The 16,223-nt window shown below is 72.6% G+C and carries 16 protein-coding genes and 1 pseudogene; 10 read left to right on the forward strand and 7 right to left on the reverse strand.

The features are described from left to right. Position 1 precedes the first annotated feature (1 nt). From bchC to DK389_RS31450, 3 genes are all read right to left on the reverse strand, one after another. The gene (bchC, locus tag DK389_RS31440; RefSeq protein ID WP_109895727.1) at positions 2-940 is read right to left on the reverse strand and encodes a chlorophyll synthesis pathway protein BchC; all 939 of its coding nucleotides are present in this window, start codon (positions 938-940) and stop codon (positions 2-4) included. An 87-nt stretch (positions 941-1,027) separates the two neighbouring features. Beyond that, a complete protein-coding gene (locus DK389_RS31445; protein WP_109895730.1) occupies positions 1,028-2,215 on the reverse strand; it encodes a methyltransferase in 1,188 nt (395 codons plus the stop codon). 16 nt (positions 2,216-2,231) lie between these two features. After that, positions 2,232-3,107: a polyprenyl synthetase family protein gene (locus DK389_RS31450; RefSeq protein WP_109895732.1), complete on the reverse strand. Its 876-nt coding sequence runs from the start codon at positions 3,105-3,107 to the stop codon at positions 2,232-2,234. 116 nt (positions 3,108-3,223) lie between these two features. Here DK389_RS31450 and crtD point away from each other — a divergent pair, with 116 nt between their 5' ends. Both crtD and DK389_RS31460 read left to right on the forward strand, forming a co-directional pair. Next, entirely contained in the window at positions 3,224-4,759 is a 1,536-nt protein-coding gene (gene crtD / locus DK389_RS31455; RefSeq protein ID WP_109895734.1) for a 1-hydroxycarotenoid 3,4-desaturase CrtD, read from the forward strand. Beyond that, a complete protein-coding gene (locus DK389_RS31460) occupies positions 4,756-5,619 on the forward strand; it encodes a carotenoid 1,2-hydratase (protein WP_109896998.1) in 864 nt (287 codons plus the stop codon). The genes crtD and DK389_RS31460 overlap by 4 nt, the downstream gene beginning before the upstream one ends. A gap of 39 nt (positions 5,620-5,658) precedes the next feature. On the opposite strand, the gene DK389_RS31465 is transcribed toward DK389_RS31460, so the two are convergent. Continuing rightward, positions 5,659-7,227: a GMC oxidoreductase gene (locus DK389_RS31465; protein WP_109895736.1), complete on the reverse strand. Its 1,569-nt coding sequence runs from the start codon at positions 7,225-7,227 to the stop codon at positions 5,659-5,661. A gap of 211 nt (positions 7,228-7,438) precedes the next feature. Between DK389_RS31465 and DK389_RS31470 the strand changes: the two genes are divergently transcribed. From DK389_RS31470 to DK389_RS31490, 5 genes and pseudogenes are all read left to right on the forward strand, one after another. Continuing rightward, positions 7,439-7,921: a DoxX family protein gene (locus DK389_RS31470; protein WP_109895738.1), complete on the forward strand. Its 483-nt coding sequence runs from the start codon at positions 7,439-7,441 to the stop codon at positions 7,919-7,921. Positions 7,922-7,934: 13 nt separating this feature from the next. Then, positions 7,935-8,399: a cupin domain-containing protein gene (locus DK389_RS31475; protein WP_109895740.1), complete on the forward strand. Its 465-nt coding sequence runs from the start codon at positions 7,935-7,937 to the stop codon at positions 8,397-8,399. 11 nt (positions 8,400-8,410) lie between these two features. Next, positions 8,411-9,310, forward strand: coding sequence for an SMP-30/gluconolactonase/LRE family protein (locus DK389_RS31480; RefSeq protein WP_109895742.1), 900 nt, complete (start codon positions 8,411-8,413; stop codon positions 9,308-9,310). Further along, positions 9,307-10,212, forward strand: coding sequence for a VOC family protein (locus DK389_RS31485; RefSeq protein ID WP_109895744.1), 906 nt, complete (start codon positions 9,307-9,309; stop codon positions 10,210-10,212). The genes DK389_RS31480 and DK389_RS31485 overlap by 4 nt, the downstream gene beginning before the upstream one ends. A 129-nt stretch (positions 10,213-10,341) precedes the next feature. Continuing rightward, positions 10,342-11,330, forward strand: a pseudogene (locus DK389_RS31490) (catalase family peroxidase). 51 nt (positions 11,331-11,381) lie between these two features. On the opposite strand, the gene DK389_RS31495 reads toward DK389_RS31490, so the two are convergent. Then, positions 11,382-12,560, reverse strand: a complete 1,179-nt coding sequence (locus tag DK389_RS31495; RefSeq protein WP_109895746.1) for a PQQ-dependent sugar dehydrogenase — start codon at positions 12,558-12,560, stop codon at positions 11,382-11,384. A 187-nt stretch (positions 12,561-12,747) separates the two neighbouring features. On the opposite strand from DK389_RS31495, the gene lgt reads away from it, so the two are divergent. Both lgt and DK389_RS31505 read left to right on the forward strand, forming a co-directional pair. Beyond that, complete coding sequence (gene lgt, locus DK389_RS31500; RefSeq protein WP_109895748.1) at positions 12,748-13,635, forward strand: prolipoprotein diacylglyceryl transferase; 888 nt, start codon at positions 12,748-12,750, stop codon at positions 13,633-13,635. Beyond that, the gene (locus DK389_RS31505; protein ID WP_236960475.1) at positions 13,632-14,702 is read left to right on the forward strand and encodes a class I SAM-dependent methyltransferase; all 1,071 of its coding nucleotides are present in this window, start codon (positions 13,632-13,634) and stop codon (positions 14,700-14,702) included. Before lgt ends, DK389_RS31505 begins: the two co-directional genes overlap by 4 nt. A gap of 90 nt (positions 14,703-14,792) precedes the next feature. On the opposite strand, the gene DK389_RS31510 is transcribed toward DK389_RS31505, so the two are convergent. Further along, positions 14,793-14,996 carry a hypothetical protein gene (locus DK389_RS31510; RefSeq protein WP_109895750.1) on the reverse strand — a complete coding sequence of 68 codons (204 nt, stop codon included), beginning with the start codon at positions 14,994-14,996 and terminating at the stop codon, positions 14,793-14,795. 259 nt (positions 14,997-15,255) lie between these two features. Here DK389_RS31510 and pgeF point away from each other — a divergent pair, with 259 nt between their 5' ends. Next, entirely contained in the window at positions 15,256-16,026 is a 771-nt protein-coding gene (pgeF, locus tag DK389_RS31515; RefSeq protein ID WP_109895752.1) for a peptidoglycan editing factor PgeF, read from the forward strand. Positions 16,027-16,062: 36 nt separating this feature from the next. Here the strand turns inward: pgeF and DK389_RS33300 are convergent, their stop codons facing one another. Continuing rightward, positions 16,063-16,215, reverse strand: a complete 153-nt coding sequence (locus DK389_RS33300) for a hypothetical protein (protein WP_162560982.1) — start codon at positions 16,213-16,215, stop codon at positions 16,063-16,065. Positions 16,216-16,223: the final 8 nt, after the last annotated feature.

The following is a 16,223-nucleotide window of genomic DNA, read 5'->3' on the forward strand; positions in this document are numbered from 1 at the left end:
TTCAAGGCCGAGCCCTCCAGTCGAGGATCATCTTCAGGCAGGCGGCCTCGCCGAAGGCCGTGCGGTAGGCCTCGCCCGCCTCCGCTGCGGGGCGGCGGTGGGTGATGAGGCCGTCGAGGGAGAGCGCGCCGCGCTCGATCAGGGCCGTCACCGCCGCGAGGTCGGCGGGCCGGAATTCCGCCGCGACCCGGATCCGCGCCTCGCGCAGGAAGGCCGGCGGAAAGGCGAAGGCGAGCGGCGCCTCGTAGAAGCCGGCGAGCACGATCTCGCCGCCGGGAGCGAGCCGCGCGATCAGCGCGTCGAGGATCCCGGAATCGCCGCTGACGTCGGTGATGGTGGCGTAGTCGCGCCGCGCATCCGTCTCCGGGGTGAGAACGGGATAGCCGAATTCGCCCCGCGCCCGGACCGGATTGGTTTCCCACACGGTCGGGACGGCGCCGGTCAGCACGCTGAGGCGGGCGAGCAGCCGCCCGAGCACCCCGTGCCCGACGATGAGGGCGCGCTCGCCCGGGCTGATGCCGGCGAGCGCGTGGTAGGCGGTCGCCGCGAGCGCGATCAGCACGCCCCGCTCGCCGAGCCCCGGATCGATCGGGACAAGCCGGTCGGCCGGAACCACGAGGTGGGAGGCCGCGCCCCCGAACAGGCCGCGCACCGCGCCGAAGCAGCGGGCGCCCGGCACGAACACGCTCTGCCCCGCCTTCAGCCCGGAGCCGGGCGGCGCCTCGACGATGGTGCCGACGGATTCGTAGCCGGGGACGAGGGGGTAGCCCATGCCGGGGAAGCTCGGCATGCGGCCGGACCAGAGCAGGCGCTCGGTCCCGGTGGAGATGCCGCTGAAGGTGACGGCGACCACGGCGTCGCCCTCGACAGCCGGGCTCAGCGTCAGGCGGGTGAGCGCCAGCTGCTCCGGTTTTTCGAGAACGACGGCGATCGCGTCCATGCCCGATGCCCTTCCGCCCCATCGGCGAGCCTTGTGGCCCGCCATTACCGTCATCCTAGAATGACAACAACATGCGTCAAGGCATATTTACACATTCTCAAACGGACGTGAGGCGACGACCATGCCGGCGAGCAGCGGGCGGCGGGTCGCGCGCGTCCGGATCCCGGTGAATCCGGCCTCCGTCAGCATGCGGCCGAGCTCGTCCGCCGAGCGCGCCCGCCCGCTGCCCATCGCCAGGAGGTAGAAGCCGAAATACGCGTCGCCGATCGGCTCGGCGCCTGGTGTGCCGGCCAACGGTTCGGCGATGACGAGGCGGCCGCCGGGGGGCAGCGCGGCGCGGGCGGCGCGCAGGAGGCGCAGGGCCGGCCCGTCGTCGTGGTCGTGGACGATGCGCACGAGCGTGATCACGTCGGCGCCCCGCGGCAGGGGCGAATCGAGGAAGCTGCCGCCGTGGCAGGCGATTCGGCTCGCCAGGCCCTGCGCGGCGAGGCTGGCGCGCGCCCGCTCGGCCACGGGCGGCAGGTCGAGGAGCATCGGGCGCAGGCCCGGGAAGCGCCGCGCCGCGGCGGCCGCGAAGGTGCCCTCCCCGCCGCCGACATCCAGCAGGCAGGCATGGTCGGCGAAGGGATAGGCGTCGAGGACGTCCTCGGCGATCAGGGCCTGCGAGGCCGACATCAGGCCGCTGTAGCCGGCCACGGCCTCGGCCGGGATCGCCCCGGAATCCGCCGCCTCGGCGTAGGGCCAGTAGGCTGACAGCCGGGTCGGGCCCGCCTCGCCGCGCAGGAGCGCCACGGGATCGCGCAGGTCGTCGTAGAGCATCGCGTGGTGCTCGATCATCGCGGCGATCGAGGGGTTGCCGATCAGCGCCGCGCCGAGATCGGCGAGCGCGTAGCGCCCGTCGGGCAGGCGGGCGAGGAGGTCGAGGGAGGCGGCCGCCCGGAGCAGGCGCTCGGCGCGGTCCGGGGCGAGCCGCAGGCGCTGGGCCAGCGCCTCGGCGCCCATCGGCCCGTCCGCCAGGAGGCGGAACAGGTCGAGGCGGATGCAGGCGTAGAGCACCTGCGCGTAGACGAAGCCGGCGCAGAGGTCGAACAGGGCGCGGGTGTTGGCGCGCGCCACCCGTCGCGTCAGCGGGAAGCCGGCGGCCCAGCGCTGGAAGGCCGGGCTCGCCACCCGCGCGTTGCGGAAGGCCCGCCAGCGCTCGCGCCACGTCTCGCGCCAGGTCGAGGCCCGGACGGGCGCGTCCTGCGCGGGCGCGGTGCCGGCCCGCGGGCTCATCGTGCCTGCGCGCCCCTCACGCCAGCAGCTCCTCCCGCTGCAGGCTCGCCGGCAGGAACAGGCGGGTCTGGGCGGTGATCTCGGCGCGGAGCGCATCGGCGCCGGGGCAGGACGGGATCACCTCGATCGCCTCGCGGGCGAGCCGCTTCAGGCGCTCCAGGGCGCCGCCCATGCCGAGGAGGAGCGCCGCGTTCGGGCGCCCGAGCGTGGCGTCGCGCCCCGCCGGCTTGCCGATCTCCTCCTGGCGGCAGGCGACGTCGCGCAGATCGTCGGCGACCTGATAGGCCTCGCCGAGGCACTCGCCGAGGAGCCGCCACGGCAGCGAGGGCGCGCCCGCGGCGGCCGCACCCGTCACGGTGGCGGCGGCGAACAGCGCCCCGGTCTTGGCCTGCTGGTAGTTCGAGAGGGCGACCTCCGGCTCCGATTCCCAGGCCTGCCCCGCCACGATGCCGGCGGGCGAGCCGACCGCGCGGGCGACGAGGCCGACGAGCGAGGCGAGCCGCTCCGGCCGCCGCGCGGCGCCCCGCGCCAGGGTCTCGAAGGCGAGCACGATCAGCGCGTCGCCGGTCAGCACCGCCAGCGGCTCGCCGTAGGCCACGTGGACCGAGGGCTTCTGCCGGCGCATCGGCGCGTCGTCGAAGCAGGGCAGATCGTCGTGGACGAGGGAGGCGCAGTGCAGGAGCTCGATCGCGGCCGCCGCCGCGTCGGAGGCGGCCGGGTCGTCGTCCCCGCAGGCCGCCGCCACCGCGAGGCAGAGGCGAGGGCGGATCCGGTGGCCGCCCGGGAAGACCGCGTAGCGGATCGCCTCCGCGAGCCGGGGCGGCGCGCCGGGCGCCTCCGCGTGGGCCACCGCCATGTCGAGAACGCGCTCGATCCGCCTGCCGGCATCCATCCGCACCTCCCGTAAATGTCGTTCTGGATTGTCGGTGCAATCTGTCCAATATAGTTGACACGTGTGCGGGCCGATAGCAACGCCGCATCGGATGGGATCGAGAGGGGGCCGGGCTCGTGCGGACGGAGCGCGTCGTCGTCGTCGGAGCGGGGATCGGGGGGCTGGTGGCGGCACTCCGCCTCGCCCATGCGGGCCTCGACGTGACGGTGCTGGAGCGGGCCGACGCGCCCGGCGGCAAGATGCGCGCGGTCGCCGTGGGGAGCCGCGCGGTGGAGGCCGGCCCCACCGTCTTCACCATGCGCTGGTTCCTGGAGGAGATCTTCTCCGAGGCCGGGGCGCGGCTCGACGAGCACGTGCGGCTCTCGCCCGCCCGTCTCCTCGCCCGCCACGCCTGGAGCGGGACCGAGCGGCTCGACCTCTTCGCCGACATCGACGAATCGGCCTCCGCCATCGCGGCCTTCGCCGGGGCGCGGGAGGCCGAGGGCTACCGCCGCTTCTGCGCCCGGGCCGCCGAGGTCTACCGGACCCTCGAAGGCCCGTTCATCCGCGGCGAGCGGCCGAGCCCGATCGACCTCGCCTTCCGGGTCGGCCCCTGGGGCATGGCGGATCTCTGGCGCATCCAGCCCTTCGCGACGCTCTGGGGCGCCCTCGGCGATTATTTCGGCGATCCGCGCCTGCGCCAGCTCTTCGGCCGCTACGCTACCTATTGCGGCTCCTCGCCCTTCGAGGCGCCCGCCACCCTCATGCTTGTCGCCCATGTGGAGCAGGCGGGGGTCTGGTACGTGGAGGGCGGCCTGAGCCGCCTCGCGCGAGCCGTGGCGGAGCTTGCCGAGGCGCGCGGCGCCCGCATCCGCTACCGGACCGGCGCCGCCGCGATCCTCGCCGAGGGCGGCCGGGTCTCGGGTGTCGTCACCGAGGGCGGCGAGCGGATCGCGGCCGAGATCGTCGTGGCAAACGCCGACGTCTCGGCGCTCGCCGCCGGCCTGTTCGGGCGCGAGGCGGCCCGCGCCGCCGAGGGCGTGGCCGTGGCGGAGCGCTCCCTCTCGGCGGTGACGTTCTGCATGGCGGCGCGCACGGACGGGTTCCCGCTCGCGCATCACAGCGTGTTCTTCTCGGGCGATTACCGGGCCGAGTTCGAGGCGATCCGCCGGGGGCGGCTCCCGGACGATCCGACCGTCTACGTCTGCGCGCAGGACCGGAGCGACGACGGAGCGCCCCCCGGCGCCCCGGAGCGCCTGCTCCTGCTCGTCAACGCCCCGGCCCGGGGCGAGACCCCCCTCACAGCGGAGGAGATCGGCTCATGCGAGACCTCGATGCGGGCGCGCCTCTCGGCCTGCGGGCTGGCGCTGGACCCGGAGCCCGGCACGGTGACGACGGCGCCCTCGGACTTCGCGGCCCTGTTCCCGGGGACGGGGGGAGCGCTCTACGGCCGGGCCTCGAAGGGCTGGGCGGCGACCTTCCGGCGGCCGGGGGCGCGGACCGGCCTGCCCGGCCTCTACCTCGCGGGGGGGAGCGTCCATCCGGGCCCGGGGGTGCCGATGGCGGCGCAGTCGGGCCGGATCGCGGCGGACAGCCTGCTGCGGGATCTCGGCCGTCCTTCGACACGCCGGTCGGCCCCGGCGGCTACGCGTGGTGGTACGTCGACGCGCTGAGCGAGGACGGGGAGCACGGCCTCACCCTCATCGCCTTCATCGGCTCCGTGTTCTCGCCCTACTACGCCTGGGACCCGGCCCGCGACCCGTTCGACCATTGCGCCCTGAACGTCGTGCTCTACGGCCGCCCCGGCCGCTTCTGCATGACGGAGCGCGGGCGGGCCGCGCTGGCGCGGGACGCCGACCACATCCGCATCGGCCCGAGCGCGATGGAATGGGACGGCACCGCCCTGACGATCCGCATCGACGAGGTGACGGCGCCGATCCCGAGGCGGGTGCGCGGCACGGTGCGCCTCCATCCGCCCGGCTTCACGCGAGGGCCCTTCACCCTGGACGCGGCCGGCGACCATCGCTGGTGGCCGATGGCGCCCTCCTCCCCCGTCGAGGTGCGGCTCGACGAGCCGGCTCTCGCGTGGCGCGGCACGGCCTATTTCGACACGAATGACGGCGACACGGCCCTGGAGGATTCGTTCACGAGCTGGACCTGGTGCCGGGCCGACATGCCGGACGGGGCTGCCATCCTCTACGACGTGCGCCGCCGCGACGGCTCCGGCCAGAACCTGTCGCTCCGCTTCGACCGGGCGGGCGCGCGCCGGGACATCCGCCCGCCCTTGCCGGCCGCCCTGCCCCCGACCGGGCTGTGGCGGATCCCCCGCGCCACCCGCAGCGACGACGGGCACGCCCGGGTGCTGCGGACCTTCGAGGACACGCCGTTCTACGCGCGCTCGCTGCTGGCCTCGACGCTCGGCGGCGAGCCGGTCCAGGCGGTGCACGAGAGCCTGTCGCTCGCCCGCTTCCGGAATCCGATCGTCCGGCTGATGCTGCCCTTCCGGATGCCGCGGCGGGCCGCAAGCCATTGATGGGGCACGCCTTCTCGCGCCAGGACGGGTGTGCGCGCTCTACGTCAGTCGGTCCGCGATGTGATCGCTCACGCGGAGCGCGTTCGCGATGATCGTCAGCGTCGGGTTCACGGCGCCGATCGAGGGAAAGAAGCTCGCGTCCGTCACGTACAGGTTGTCGAGCTCATGCGCCTTGCAGTTGAGGTCGAGCACCGACGCCGCCGGGTCGGTGCCGAAGCGGAGCGTGCCCGCCTGATGGGCCGTGCCGGAGAGCGGGATGTTCTTGCCGAGATAGAGCGAGCGCTCGAACAGGTAGGTGTAGGCGCCGCCGGGCCGGAGCAGGTCGGAGAGCTTGGCCCTCAGCCGGTCATGCGCCTCCCGGTTCGTCTCGCGGATGTCGAGGATGGTGCGGCCGGCGGCGGCGATCGTCACGCGGTTGTCGGGATGGGGCAGGTCCTCGCTCTGCAACCAGAAATCCATGGAATGGCGCGCCACCATGTCGAAGGGCGCGTCCGGCAGGAAGCCGGTCCATTTGGGGAATTCCTCGCCGCGGATCTGGTCCGGATGCGTCTTCGCGCACATCTGGATCAGGCCCATCGGGTATTCCCAATCCTCGGACGCGAAGTAGAAGTCCGAGACCGCGAGCGTCTTCTGGAAAACCGTGTCGTTGACCTCCTTCGACAGGGCCATCAGCACGGACATGTTGTGGCGCATGTAGTTGCGGCCGACCTGATCGGAGCCGTTTGCGAGTCCGTTCGGGTGCGCTCCATTGGCCGAGCGCAGGAACAGCAGCGCCGAGGAGAGCGCCCCGCAGGCCACCACCACGATGTCGGCGGCGTAGCGCTCCTCCCTGCCCTCGCGCGTGACGTGTACTCCGGTGACCGTCCGGCCGGCGGGATCGGTCTCCAGCCGCGCGACGTAGGCGTTCGTCAGAAGGGTGGCGTTCGGGTAGGCGGCGAGCGTCGGGTCGACCGTCATCACCTGCGCGTCGGCCTTGCCGTTGAGGAGGCAGGGGAAGCCGTCGAACGCGTCGCAGCGGATGCAGATGCTGGTCGGCGTCGGCTTGCCGTTCCGCTCGTCGAGGCGGATGCCGAGCGGGAGGTGGAACGGGTGCAGCCCCACCTTCGCCCAATCGTCTGACAATTTCTGGATGCGCGGTTCGTGCGCGACCCCCGGATGGTCGTAGGGCGCGCTCGCCCAGGGCTCGGTCGGGTCCTCGCCCCGGTTGCCGTGGACGCTGAACAATTGCTCGGCCTGCGTGTAGTAGGGCTCGAACTCGGCGTAGGAGACCGGCCAGGCCGGCGAGATCCCGTCGACGTGGCGGACCGCGCCGAAATCCTCCTCGCGCAGCCGCAGGAGCGCGGCTCCATACACCTTGGAGTTGCCGCCCACGTAGTAGTGGAGCGCCGGGCTGAAGCGGCGCCCGTCGCCGCCGTACCACGTCTCCCGCGCCTGGTAGGCGCCGTCGACGAAGACCGTCTTCGCGTTCCAGTTGTCCTGGCTGCGGGGCAGGTAGTCCCCGCGCTCGAGGAGGAGGACGCGCTTGCCCGTCCGCGCCAGCCGCTGGAACACCGAGCCGCCGCCGGGGCCGCTGCCGATGATGATGACGTCGTAACGGTCCTGCGCCATCGCGGCTCTCCCCGGCTCGGCGTCCCGCGTGCCGCCAACGTGGCCGTGCCCGCGCCGTTCCGCGACGCGACACCACCACGATTCGGCGCCGCTTCGGCGCTCCGTCCCGCACCGCACACAGGGCTGCGATCCGCCGCAACCCGGGGCAAGCGTAGGCGTTCACCCGGCGGTTCGACCGCCGCGCTCCTGACGCCGAAGGACGGGACTTCCGATGACCTGGCTCGACCTCGCCGCCGGCCCGCTGCTCGCCAAGATCTGCCTCGTGGTGCTCTTCCCCTTCAGCGCGCTGGACAAGGTGATGCACTGGGACGACGCCATGAAGCAGGCCTCCTCGGGACCGCTGCCCGGCGCCGCCCTGATGCTGGTGCTCGGCACGCTCGTCGAGGTCGTCGCGCCCATCTGCATCGTGACCGGCTATTACGACCGCCTCGCCGCCTTTCTCCTCGCGGGCTTCTGCGCGGTCACGGCAATCCTGTTCCACCGCTTCTGGGAATTCCCGGGCTTCTGGTCGAAGAAGGGCGAGGGCAACGCCCATTTCTGGGATTTCTGGAAGAATTTCGGGCTCGTGGGCGGCCTCCTCCTCGTCACCCTCGGGGGCAGCTACGCGCCGGCCTCCGCTGTGATCGGCCACCCGCTCTCGTCCGGCCCGCAGGCAGCCCCGGCCGAGGTCGCGCGTTCCCTGCCAACACCCTGACCCGGAGGCCGATATGGCGGGCGACATGGCGGGCGAGAAGCCGAAGGTGCCCTACTGGCACGTCTGGACGGACGCCGAGGGCGTCAGCCACCAGGACCGGTTCGAGCTCACCGAGTTCGACCTCAAGACCATGAAGCCGCCGGCCGACCCGCAATGGCAGGGCACCCGGTTCACGGACCGCTCCACCGTGATGGTGACGGTGCAGCCGGTCGGCTGGGTCGGGCAGTGGCACGAGAACCCGAAGCCGCAATGGATCGTGCCCCTGTCGGGCCGCTGGTTCGTCGAGACCCTCGACGGCACCCGCGTCGAGATGGGGCCGGGCGAACTCTCCTTCGGCGAGGACCAGAACACCCGCCCGGACGCGCACGGGCGCCAGGGCCATCTCTCCGGCACGGTCGGCGACGCGCCCGCAGTGCTGATGGTGGTGCAGATCGAGGACGCGGCGCCGACGATCGGCCAACCCGGCCGCTTCCGCTGAGGAGGCACGTGATGGAAGGCTTCGCGGTCCACGATCCCCGGTTTCTCGCCTACATCCTGCCGAACGCCCCCCTGGAAAGGCTCGGCGAGGGCTTTCGCTGGTGCGAGGGGCCGGTCTGGTTCGCGGACCGGGGCGAGCTCCTGTTCAGCGACGTGCCGAACGACCGGGTGATGCGCTGGAGCGAGAGCGGGAGCTTGAGCGTGTTCCGCCAGCCGGCGCATTTCGAGAACGGGCACGCCCGCGACCGGGAGGGCCGGCTCCTCTCCTGCTCGCACCGGGGCCGCTGCATCACGCGGACCGAGATCGACGGCAGCGTGACGGTGCTGGCCGACCGCTATCGCGGCAAGCGCCTGAACTCGCCCAACGACATCGTCTGCCGCTCGGACGGGACGATCTGGTTCACCGACCCGCCCTACGGCATCCAGACCGACTACGAGGGCGGCAAGCAGGATTCCGAACTGCCCGCGACCGTCTATCGGCTCGACCCGCGGGACGGGGCGCTCAGCGTCGTCGCCGACGATTTTCAGGGGCCGAACGGCCTCTGCTTCTCGCCGGACGAGCGCTGGCTCTACGTCTCGGAGAGCGGGCTGCAATTCGTCGAGGACCCGCTGCAGCACATCCGCGTCTTCGAGGTCGGCGAGGCGGCCCTGAGCGGAGGCCGCATCTTCCACCGGGTCGAGCCGGGCTATGCCGACGGGTTCCGCTGCGACGAATACGGTAACCTCTGGTCGAGCGCCGCGGACGGCGTCCACTGCATCGACCCGTCCGGCACCCTGCTCGGGCGCATTCTGGTGCCGTCCACGGTGTCGAACCTCGCCTTCGGAGGCCGCAACCTCAGCCGCCTGTTCCTCTGCGCCTCGCACACCCTGTACGCGATCTACGTCAACGTGCGCGGGGCGCGCCTCCTGTGAGCGGCGTCTCAGCCCTCCTCGGCGTCAGCCGGACCGTGGCGGATCTCGAACGCGCGGAGGCGTTCTACCGGGACGGGCTCGGCTTCACGCGCGTCGCGCCGCCGGAGCCCGTGCCGCCGCCGATCCTCGAGGCGATGGGCCTCGGCGAGGCCCGGGCGACGCGCCTGCGGATGGGGCTCGGCGCGCAGGCGGTGGACGTCCTCGCCTTCGACCCGCCGGGTGCCCCCTACCCGGCCGAGCGGGCCGCCACCGACCCGATCTTCCAGCACATCGCGATCCCGGTCCGCGACATGGATGCCGCGATGCAGCGGCTCGGCGCCCTGAATCCCGAGCCGATCAGCCACGGCGGGCCGCAGCGCCTGCCCGCATCCTCGGGCGGGGTCACGGCCTACAAGTTCCGCGATCCGGACGGGCACCCGGTCGAGCTGATCCACTTTCCCGACGGGCCGGCCGCCGCGCGCTGGCGCGCCGCGCCAGGCCTGTTCCTCGGCATCGACCACTCGGCGATCACGGTGAGCGACCGCGAGGCCGCGATCGGGTTCTTCACGAGCCTGATCGGCCTCGCGATCGACGGGCGCGGCCTGAATTCCGGCCCTGAGCAGGAGCGCCTCGACGGCGTGCCGGACCCGGAGGTCGACGTGATCGGCCTCGCGCCGCCGAGCCCGACCCCGCACGTCGAGTTGCTGCACTACCGGCGCCCGGCGGCGCGGACACGTTCCGGCCCGGTCTTCGGGCCGCGGGACCGGGCCACCACCCGTCTCGTCTTCGCCGCCCCCGACCCTGACGGCCTAGCTGCGCGCCTTCGCGGAGGCGGCCATGCCGTCACGCTGTCCCGGGACGGCAGCGCCGCCTACGCCGCGGGGCCGGACGGCCACGGGATGCTGTTCCTCCGCGAAGGGTGACGAAGCGCACGGTCGGCTCAACCGGGGCGTGAAATTCCTTGCGTCGCCTTCGTCCTCTGCCAGACATTGCCGCACCGCAGTGCGACGCTTCGGCCCCGCTCGGAGCGTCCGTCGCCAAGGGGGATCGTCATGATGCAGAGGAATTTCGTCCGCGCCCTGGCCCTCGGCCTAGCCGTCAGTCTGTCGGGCACGGCGCAGGCGCAGGACAGCGCGACCACCGCCGAGCAGACCGTCGACGCGATGAACACGTTGTTCGGCAAGCACGCGGGCATCCGCGCCAACCACGCCAAGGGCGTCGTGGCGGAGGGCAGCTTCACGCCCTCGGCCGAGGGCGCGAAGCTCAGCAAGGCGTCCCTGTTCGCGGGCGCTTCGGTGCCGGTCACGGTCCGCTTCTCGGACGCGACCGGCGTGCCGACGATTCCCGACGGATCCGTGCAGGCGAACCCGCACGGCATGGCCCTCAAGTTCAAGCTCGCCGACGGCTCCGAGATGGATGTGGTGGTGAATGCCCTGAAGTTCTTTCCCGTCGCCACCGGCGAGGAGTTCCGCGACCTGCTGATCGCCGCCTCCAAGAGCGGGCCCGACGCGCCGCATCCGACACCGCTCGAGCAGTTCGGGAAGAGCCACCCCGCCGCGGCCGCGGCCGGCGGCACCGCCAAGACCCCGACGAGCTTCGCCCGCCAGACCTACAACGGCGTCAACGCCTTCGTCTTCGTCGACACGGACGGCAAGCGCCAGCCCTTCCGCTATCGCATCGTGCCGGCGCAGGGCGAGGAACTCCTCGGGGAGGCGGAAGCGAAGACGAAGGCCCGAACTACCTCGTCGACGAGATCGGCCCCCGCCTCGCGCGGGAGCCCGCGACCTTCCGGGTTCTCGCCCAGCTCGCGCAAGCCGGCGATCCGACGAACGACGCCACCAAGCCCTGGCCCGACGATCGCCGCACCGTCGATCTCGGCACGCTGACCATCACCAAGACGGTGCCGGACAGCGCCACCGCCGAGAAGGCGCTGCTCTTCATGCCGAACGCGCTGACCGACGGCATCGAGGTCTCGGACGATCCGCTGATCGACGCCCGCGTCCAGGCCTACGCGGTCTCGTTCGGCCGCCGGACGCAGTAGCGGCCGGGCCGCGATCCCGGGGACGCGACGGCGTCTCCGGGACCGGACGGCTCAGCCCCCGTAGCTGATCCGGTAGATGATCCCGTGCTGGTCGTCGCCGAGATAGAGGCTGCCGTCCTTGGCGACCGCGAGACCGAAGGGGCGGGCGAAGCGGGACCAGCCGCTCGGTCCGCCCTCGCTGAGGAAGCCGCTCACGAAGGGCTCGACGGATCTCGGCTCGCCGTTCTCGAAGCGCACCCGCAGCACCTCGTAGCCGCTCGGGGGCTTCCGGTTCCACGAGCCGTGCATCGTGACGAAGGCGTCGCCCCGGTACGCCTTCGGGAACTGGGCGCCGTCGTAGAAGACCATCTGCATGGAGGAGGCGTGCGCCGTCCAGGTCAGGATCGGGCGCTCGCTCGCCTTGTCCCAATCCGCGAGGCTGCCCTTCGGCGGCTCGCGGTAGAGGTTCTTCATGCCGGCGCCGAAGATGAAGGGCCAGCCGTATTTCTTGCCGGCCTCGATGCGGTTGAACTCCTCCGGCTGCTCCGCGTCGCCGAGCCAGTCGACGCCGTCGTCCCAGCCGTAGAGGGCCTTGGTCTGCGGCTGCCAGTCGAAGCCGATCGTGTTGCGCAGGCCCGAGGCGACGATCTCGCGGGCGCTGCCGTCGGGCTTCATCCGCACCATCGTGGCGTTCTCGGGGTTGCGCTCCTCGCACTCGTTGCAGGTCGAGCCGAGGCTCGCATAGAGCATCCCGTCCGGCCCGAAGCCGATGGTGCGGTTCGGGTGCTGGCCCGCATCCGGCAGGTCCGCGACGATCTCGGTCTCCGGCCCGAGGGCCCCGTCCTTGTTGAGCGGCGCGGCGTAGATCGCCTTCACGGTGACGTAGAACAGCCGGCCCTCGTGGAGGGCCAGGCCGTGCACGTCCTTCTTGCGCAGGACGACCTGCGGCTCGCCGGGCTTCGCGGGATCGATCCGCGTGACGGTGCCGGCGTCGCGGTCGCTGACGTAGAGGGCGCCGTCCGGCGCCACCACGATGACCCGGGGCTTGCCGAGCCCCGTCGCGAACGTATCGATGCGGAATCCCTCCGGCAGCTTCAGGCCCGCGATGCGCGCCTCCGTCGCCTCGAGCGGCGCCGGCTTCACCACGTGCGCCTCGACGCTCGCCGTGCCCGGGTTCTGGAGGGCCTGGGCGAGGGCCGCCGGGGCGGCGAGGCAGAGCGTGGCGGACAGGAGGGTGCGGCCGAGCGGCATGAGACGGTCCTTGCGGGATCGGGCGGGGCGGGTGCGGGCGGGAGGGCCGACGGGCAACCGCTCCCGGGGGACCCGGTTCCGGGGCGCGGCCGGGACGCATGAGCGCAGGGCCCGCCGGCCCGGCCCGGCTTGACGGCCCCGGGCCCGGACGTCCAATGCGCCCGATCCGAACCCGGAGGTCCCTGGGATGCCCCTTCTCGCCCTGCCCTTCCCGGCGATCGATCCGGTGGCCGTCGCCATCGGGCCGATCACCATCAAGTGGTACGCGCTCGCCTACATCGCCGGTCTCGTCGGGGGCTGGTACTACGCGCGCCGCCTCGTGATGGCCGACCGGCTCTGGGGCGTGGTGCGCCGCCCGACGCTCAACGAGATCGACGACCTGATCGTCTGGGTGGCGCTCGGCGTCGTGCTCGGCGGCCGCCTCGGCTACGTGCTGTTCTACAATCTGCCGATGTATCTCGCGGACCCGATCGAGATCTTCGCGATCCGCAACGGCGGCATGTCCTTCCACGGCGGCTTCCTCGGCGCCATCCTGGCGATGCTGATCTTCGCCCGGGCGCGCAAGCTCAACGGCTACACGCTCCTCGATCTCGCGGCGGTCACGGTGCCGATCGGCCTGTTCTTCGGGCGCATCGCCAATTTCGTGAACGGCGAGCTCTGGGGCCGGATCGCGCCCGACTTCCCCTACGCCGTCGTCTTCCCCAGCGGCGGCCCCCTGCCCCGCCACCCGAGCCAGCTCTACGAGGCGGCGACGGAGGGGTTCCTCCTCTTCGTGGTGATGGCGCTCTGCGTGCGCCGCTTCGGCTTCCGCAAGCCGGGACTGCTCGGCGGCATCTTCGTCCTCGGCTACGCGCTTGCCCGGACGTTCTGCGAGTTCTTCCGCGAGCCGGACCGCCAGCTCGGCTACCTGTTCGGCGCCGATCTCGGGCCGCTCGGCGGCGGCGTCACAATGGGCATGCTGCTGTGCCTGCCGATGGCGCTGGTCGGGCTTGCCTACATCGTGCTCGCGGCCCGCGGCCACACCCGCCCGCGCCGCCCGGTCGAGGAGGCCGGCGACGTCCCGGTGAAGGCGTGAGCCCGCTCGCCGAGGAGATCGCCCTGCTGATCCGGCAGACGGGGCCGATCGGCGTCGACCGCTACATGAGCCTCTGCCTCGGCCACCCGGTCCATGGCTATTACCGCACCCGCGATCCGCTGGGCGCGCGGGGCGACTTCACTACCGCGCCCGAGATCAGCCAGATGTTCGGGGAACTGATCGGCCTCTGGATCGCCGCCGTCCGGGGGATGATGGATCCCGCCGCCCGCCCGCTCCTCGTCGAGCTCGGGCCCGGACGGGGAACGCTGATGGCGGACGCCCTGCGGGCCCTCGGCTCGGTCCTGCCGGACGGGCAGGTCGATCTCCACCTCGTCGAGACGAGCCCTCCCTTGCGCGCCGCCCAGGCGGCAGCCCTCGCCCGGTTCCGGCCGACCTGGCACGAAGACCCCGCCGATCTGCCGGACGGGCCCGCGATCGTGATCGCCAACGAGTTCTTCGATTGCCTGCCCGTGCGCCAGTTCGCCCGCACCGAGCGCGGCTGGTGCGAACGCCTCGTCGGGCTCGCGCCGGAGGGCGGGCTCGGCTTCGGCCTCGCGCCCGATCCCGAGCCCGGCATCCGGGCCGAGGCGCCGCCCGGCGCGCTGATGACGCTGCCCGCCGCCGGCTTGAGCGTGATGCGCGCGCTCGCCGCGCGCTTGGCGCGCGCGGGCGGGGCCCTGCTCCTCATCGATTACGGGCACGTCGCGCCGGGCTTCGGGGACACGCTCCAGGCGCTCGCCCGCCACCGCTTCGTCGATCCGCTGGCGGAGCCGGGCGAGGCGGATCTCACCGCCCATGTGGATTTCGCGGCACTGGCCCGCGCGGCGCAGGGCGAGGGCGCGCGCGTGCACGGGCCGGTCACGCAGCGCGATTTCCTCATGGATCTCGGCCTGCTCGCCCGGGCCGAGCGGCTGACGCGTTCGGCCGATCCGGCGCAGGCCGCCGCGATCGCCACGGCCGTGGCGCGCCTGACCGATCCGGCCGAGCGCGGGATGGGCCACCTGTTCAAGGTGATGGCGATCGGCAGTCCGGATCTCGCGCAGCTGCCGGGCCTTCCGGCGCGATGACGGGCAAAAGGAAGGGGCGGCCGAAGCCGCCCCCGATCCCCACCTCCGATTCCCGCCCCGATCTCCGTTCCGGTTTCCGTCCCTGCCCGCTCAGCTCTCGAACGAGGCGAAGCCGTCGGAGGCCGGGGCGCGGACGGGCTGTCCCTGCGGCGCGGGCGGGAGCGGGCCGCCGAGGCCCGTCTTAGAGGCGCGGGCGCGGTCCGCGCCCTTGTCGAGGGGCGCATGACGCGGGGGGAGTCCCGTCTCGGGGATGGAGGGCCAGATGGGACGGTCGGGCTGGATCTGCTGGGCCATCATCCTTCCTCATGCTGCGTCGCCCGATTGCCCGGGAGACAGCCTGAAAGCGGGAGATGAAGTCGGTTCCGCCGCCCGGGTTCCCGACGCGCGCGTCGATTCGGGAACGAGGCCGTGCCGGCACGGGGAAACGCGCGGCCCGCAGAGGGATGCGGCCGCCTTGGGGACATGGCTGGCCCCGCCATCGTCTCGCCCCCGCGGGTGCGCTATCGAACGCGTTCCAGCGACATGGCCCGCCCGGCCCGACCCGGAGTTCCCGATGTTCCTCGAAGCGCCCGAGCTGAAGCCGTTTCCGACGATCCGCCACGCCTTCTTCACCCGCGAGGGCGGCGTCTCCGAGGGCGTCTACGCGTCCCTCAACGGCGGGATCGGGTCGAGCGACCGGCCGGAGCGCGTCTCCGAGAACCGGGCCCGGATGTGCGCGCATCTCGGCCTGCCGGAGGGGCGCCTCGTCAGCCTGTATCAGATCCACTCGGCCGACGTGGTCACGGTCGAGGCGCCCTCACCTCTCGCCGAGCGACCCAAGGCGGACGCGATGGTCACCCGCGTGCCCGGCCTCGCCCTCGGCATCGCGACCGCGGATTGCGGGCCGATCCTGTTCGCCGATCCGGAGAATCGGGTTGTCGGCGCCGCCCATTCCGGCTGGAAGGGCGCGCTGGGCGGCGTCGTCGCTGCGACCGTCACGGCCATGGAGGCGCTCGGAGCCGAGCGGGGCCGCATCGTCGCCGTGCTCGGCCCCACGATCGCGCAGAACTCCTACGAGGTCGGCCCGGATTTCATCGCGCGCTTCTCCCGCGAGGCTCCCGGGGGCGAGCGCTTCCTCGCCCCGGGCACGCGGGAGGGCCACGCCCAGTTCGACCTGCCAGGCTTCATCCTGGAGCGGCTGCGGGAGGCCGGGATCGCGCGGACCGCGTCGGTCGGGCTCTGCACCTACGCCGACCCCGACCGCTTCTACAGCTTCCGCCGGACCACGCATCGGGGCGAGAGCGACTACGGGCGCCTGATTTCCGCGATCGCTCTCGCACCCTGAACGGCCACATTTCGCCCGCGGGGGTGCGACAATTTGTCAACCACGTCTGAGCAGAAAAAGCGTGGCCGCAACTGAACCTTGGCCATTGGAGCGCGTTTCCGGTTCAAGATGCCAGGGGAAGAATGAGGCGATCATCGCCACAAAGGGGCCGCCTTCGACGCGGTCGGCGTGGTCGCACAGCAACAGCATCCCTGGGA

The organism is Methylobacterium durans, from assembly GCF_003173715.1.
GTDB lineage: Bacteria > Pseudomonadota > Alphaproteobacteria > Rhizobiales > Beijerinckiaceae > Methylobacterium > Methylobacterium durans.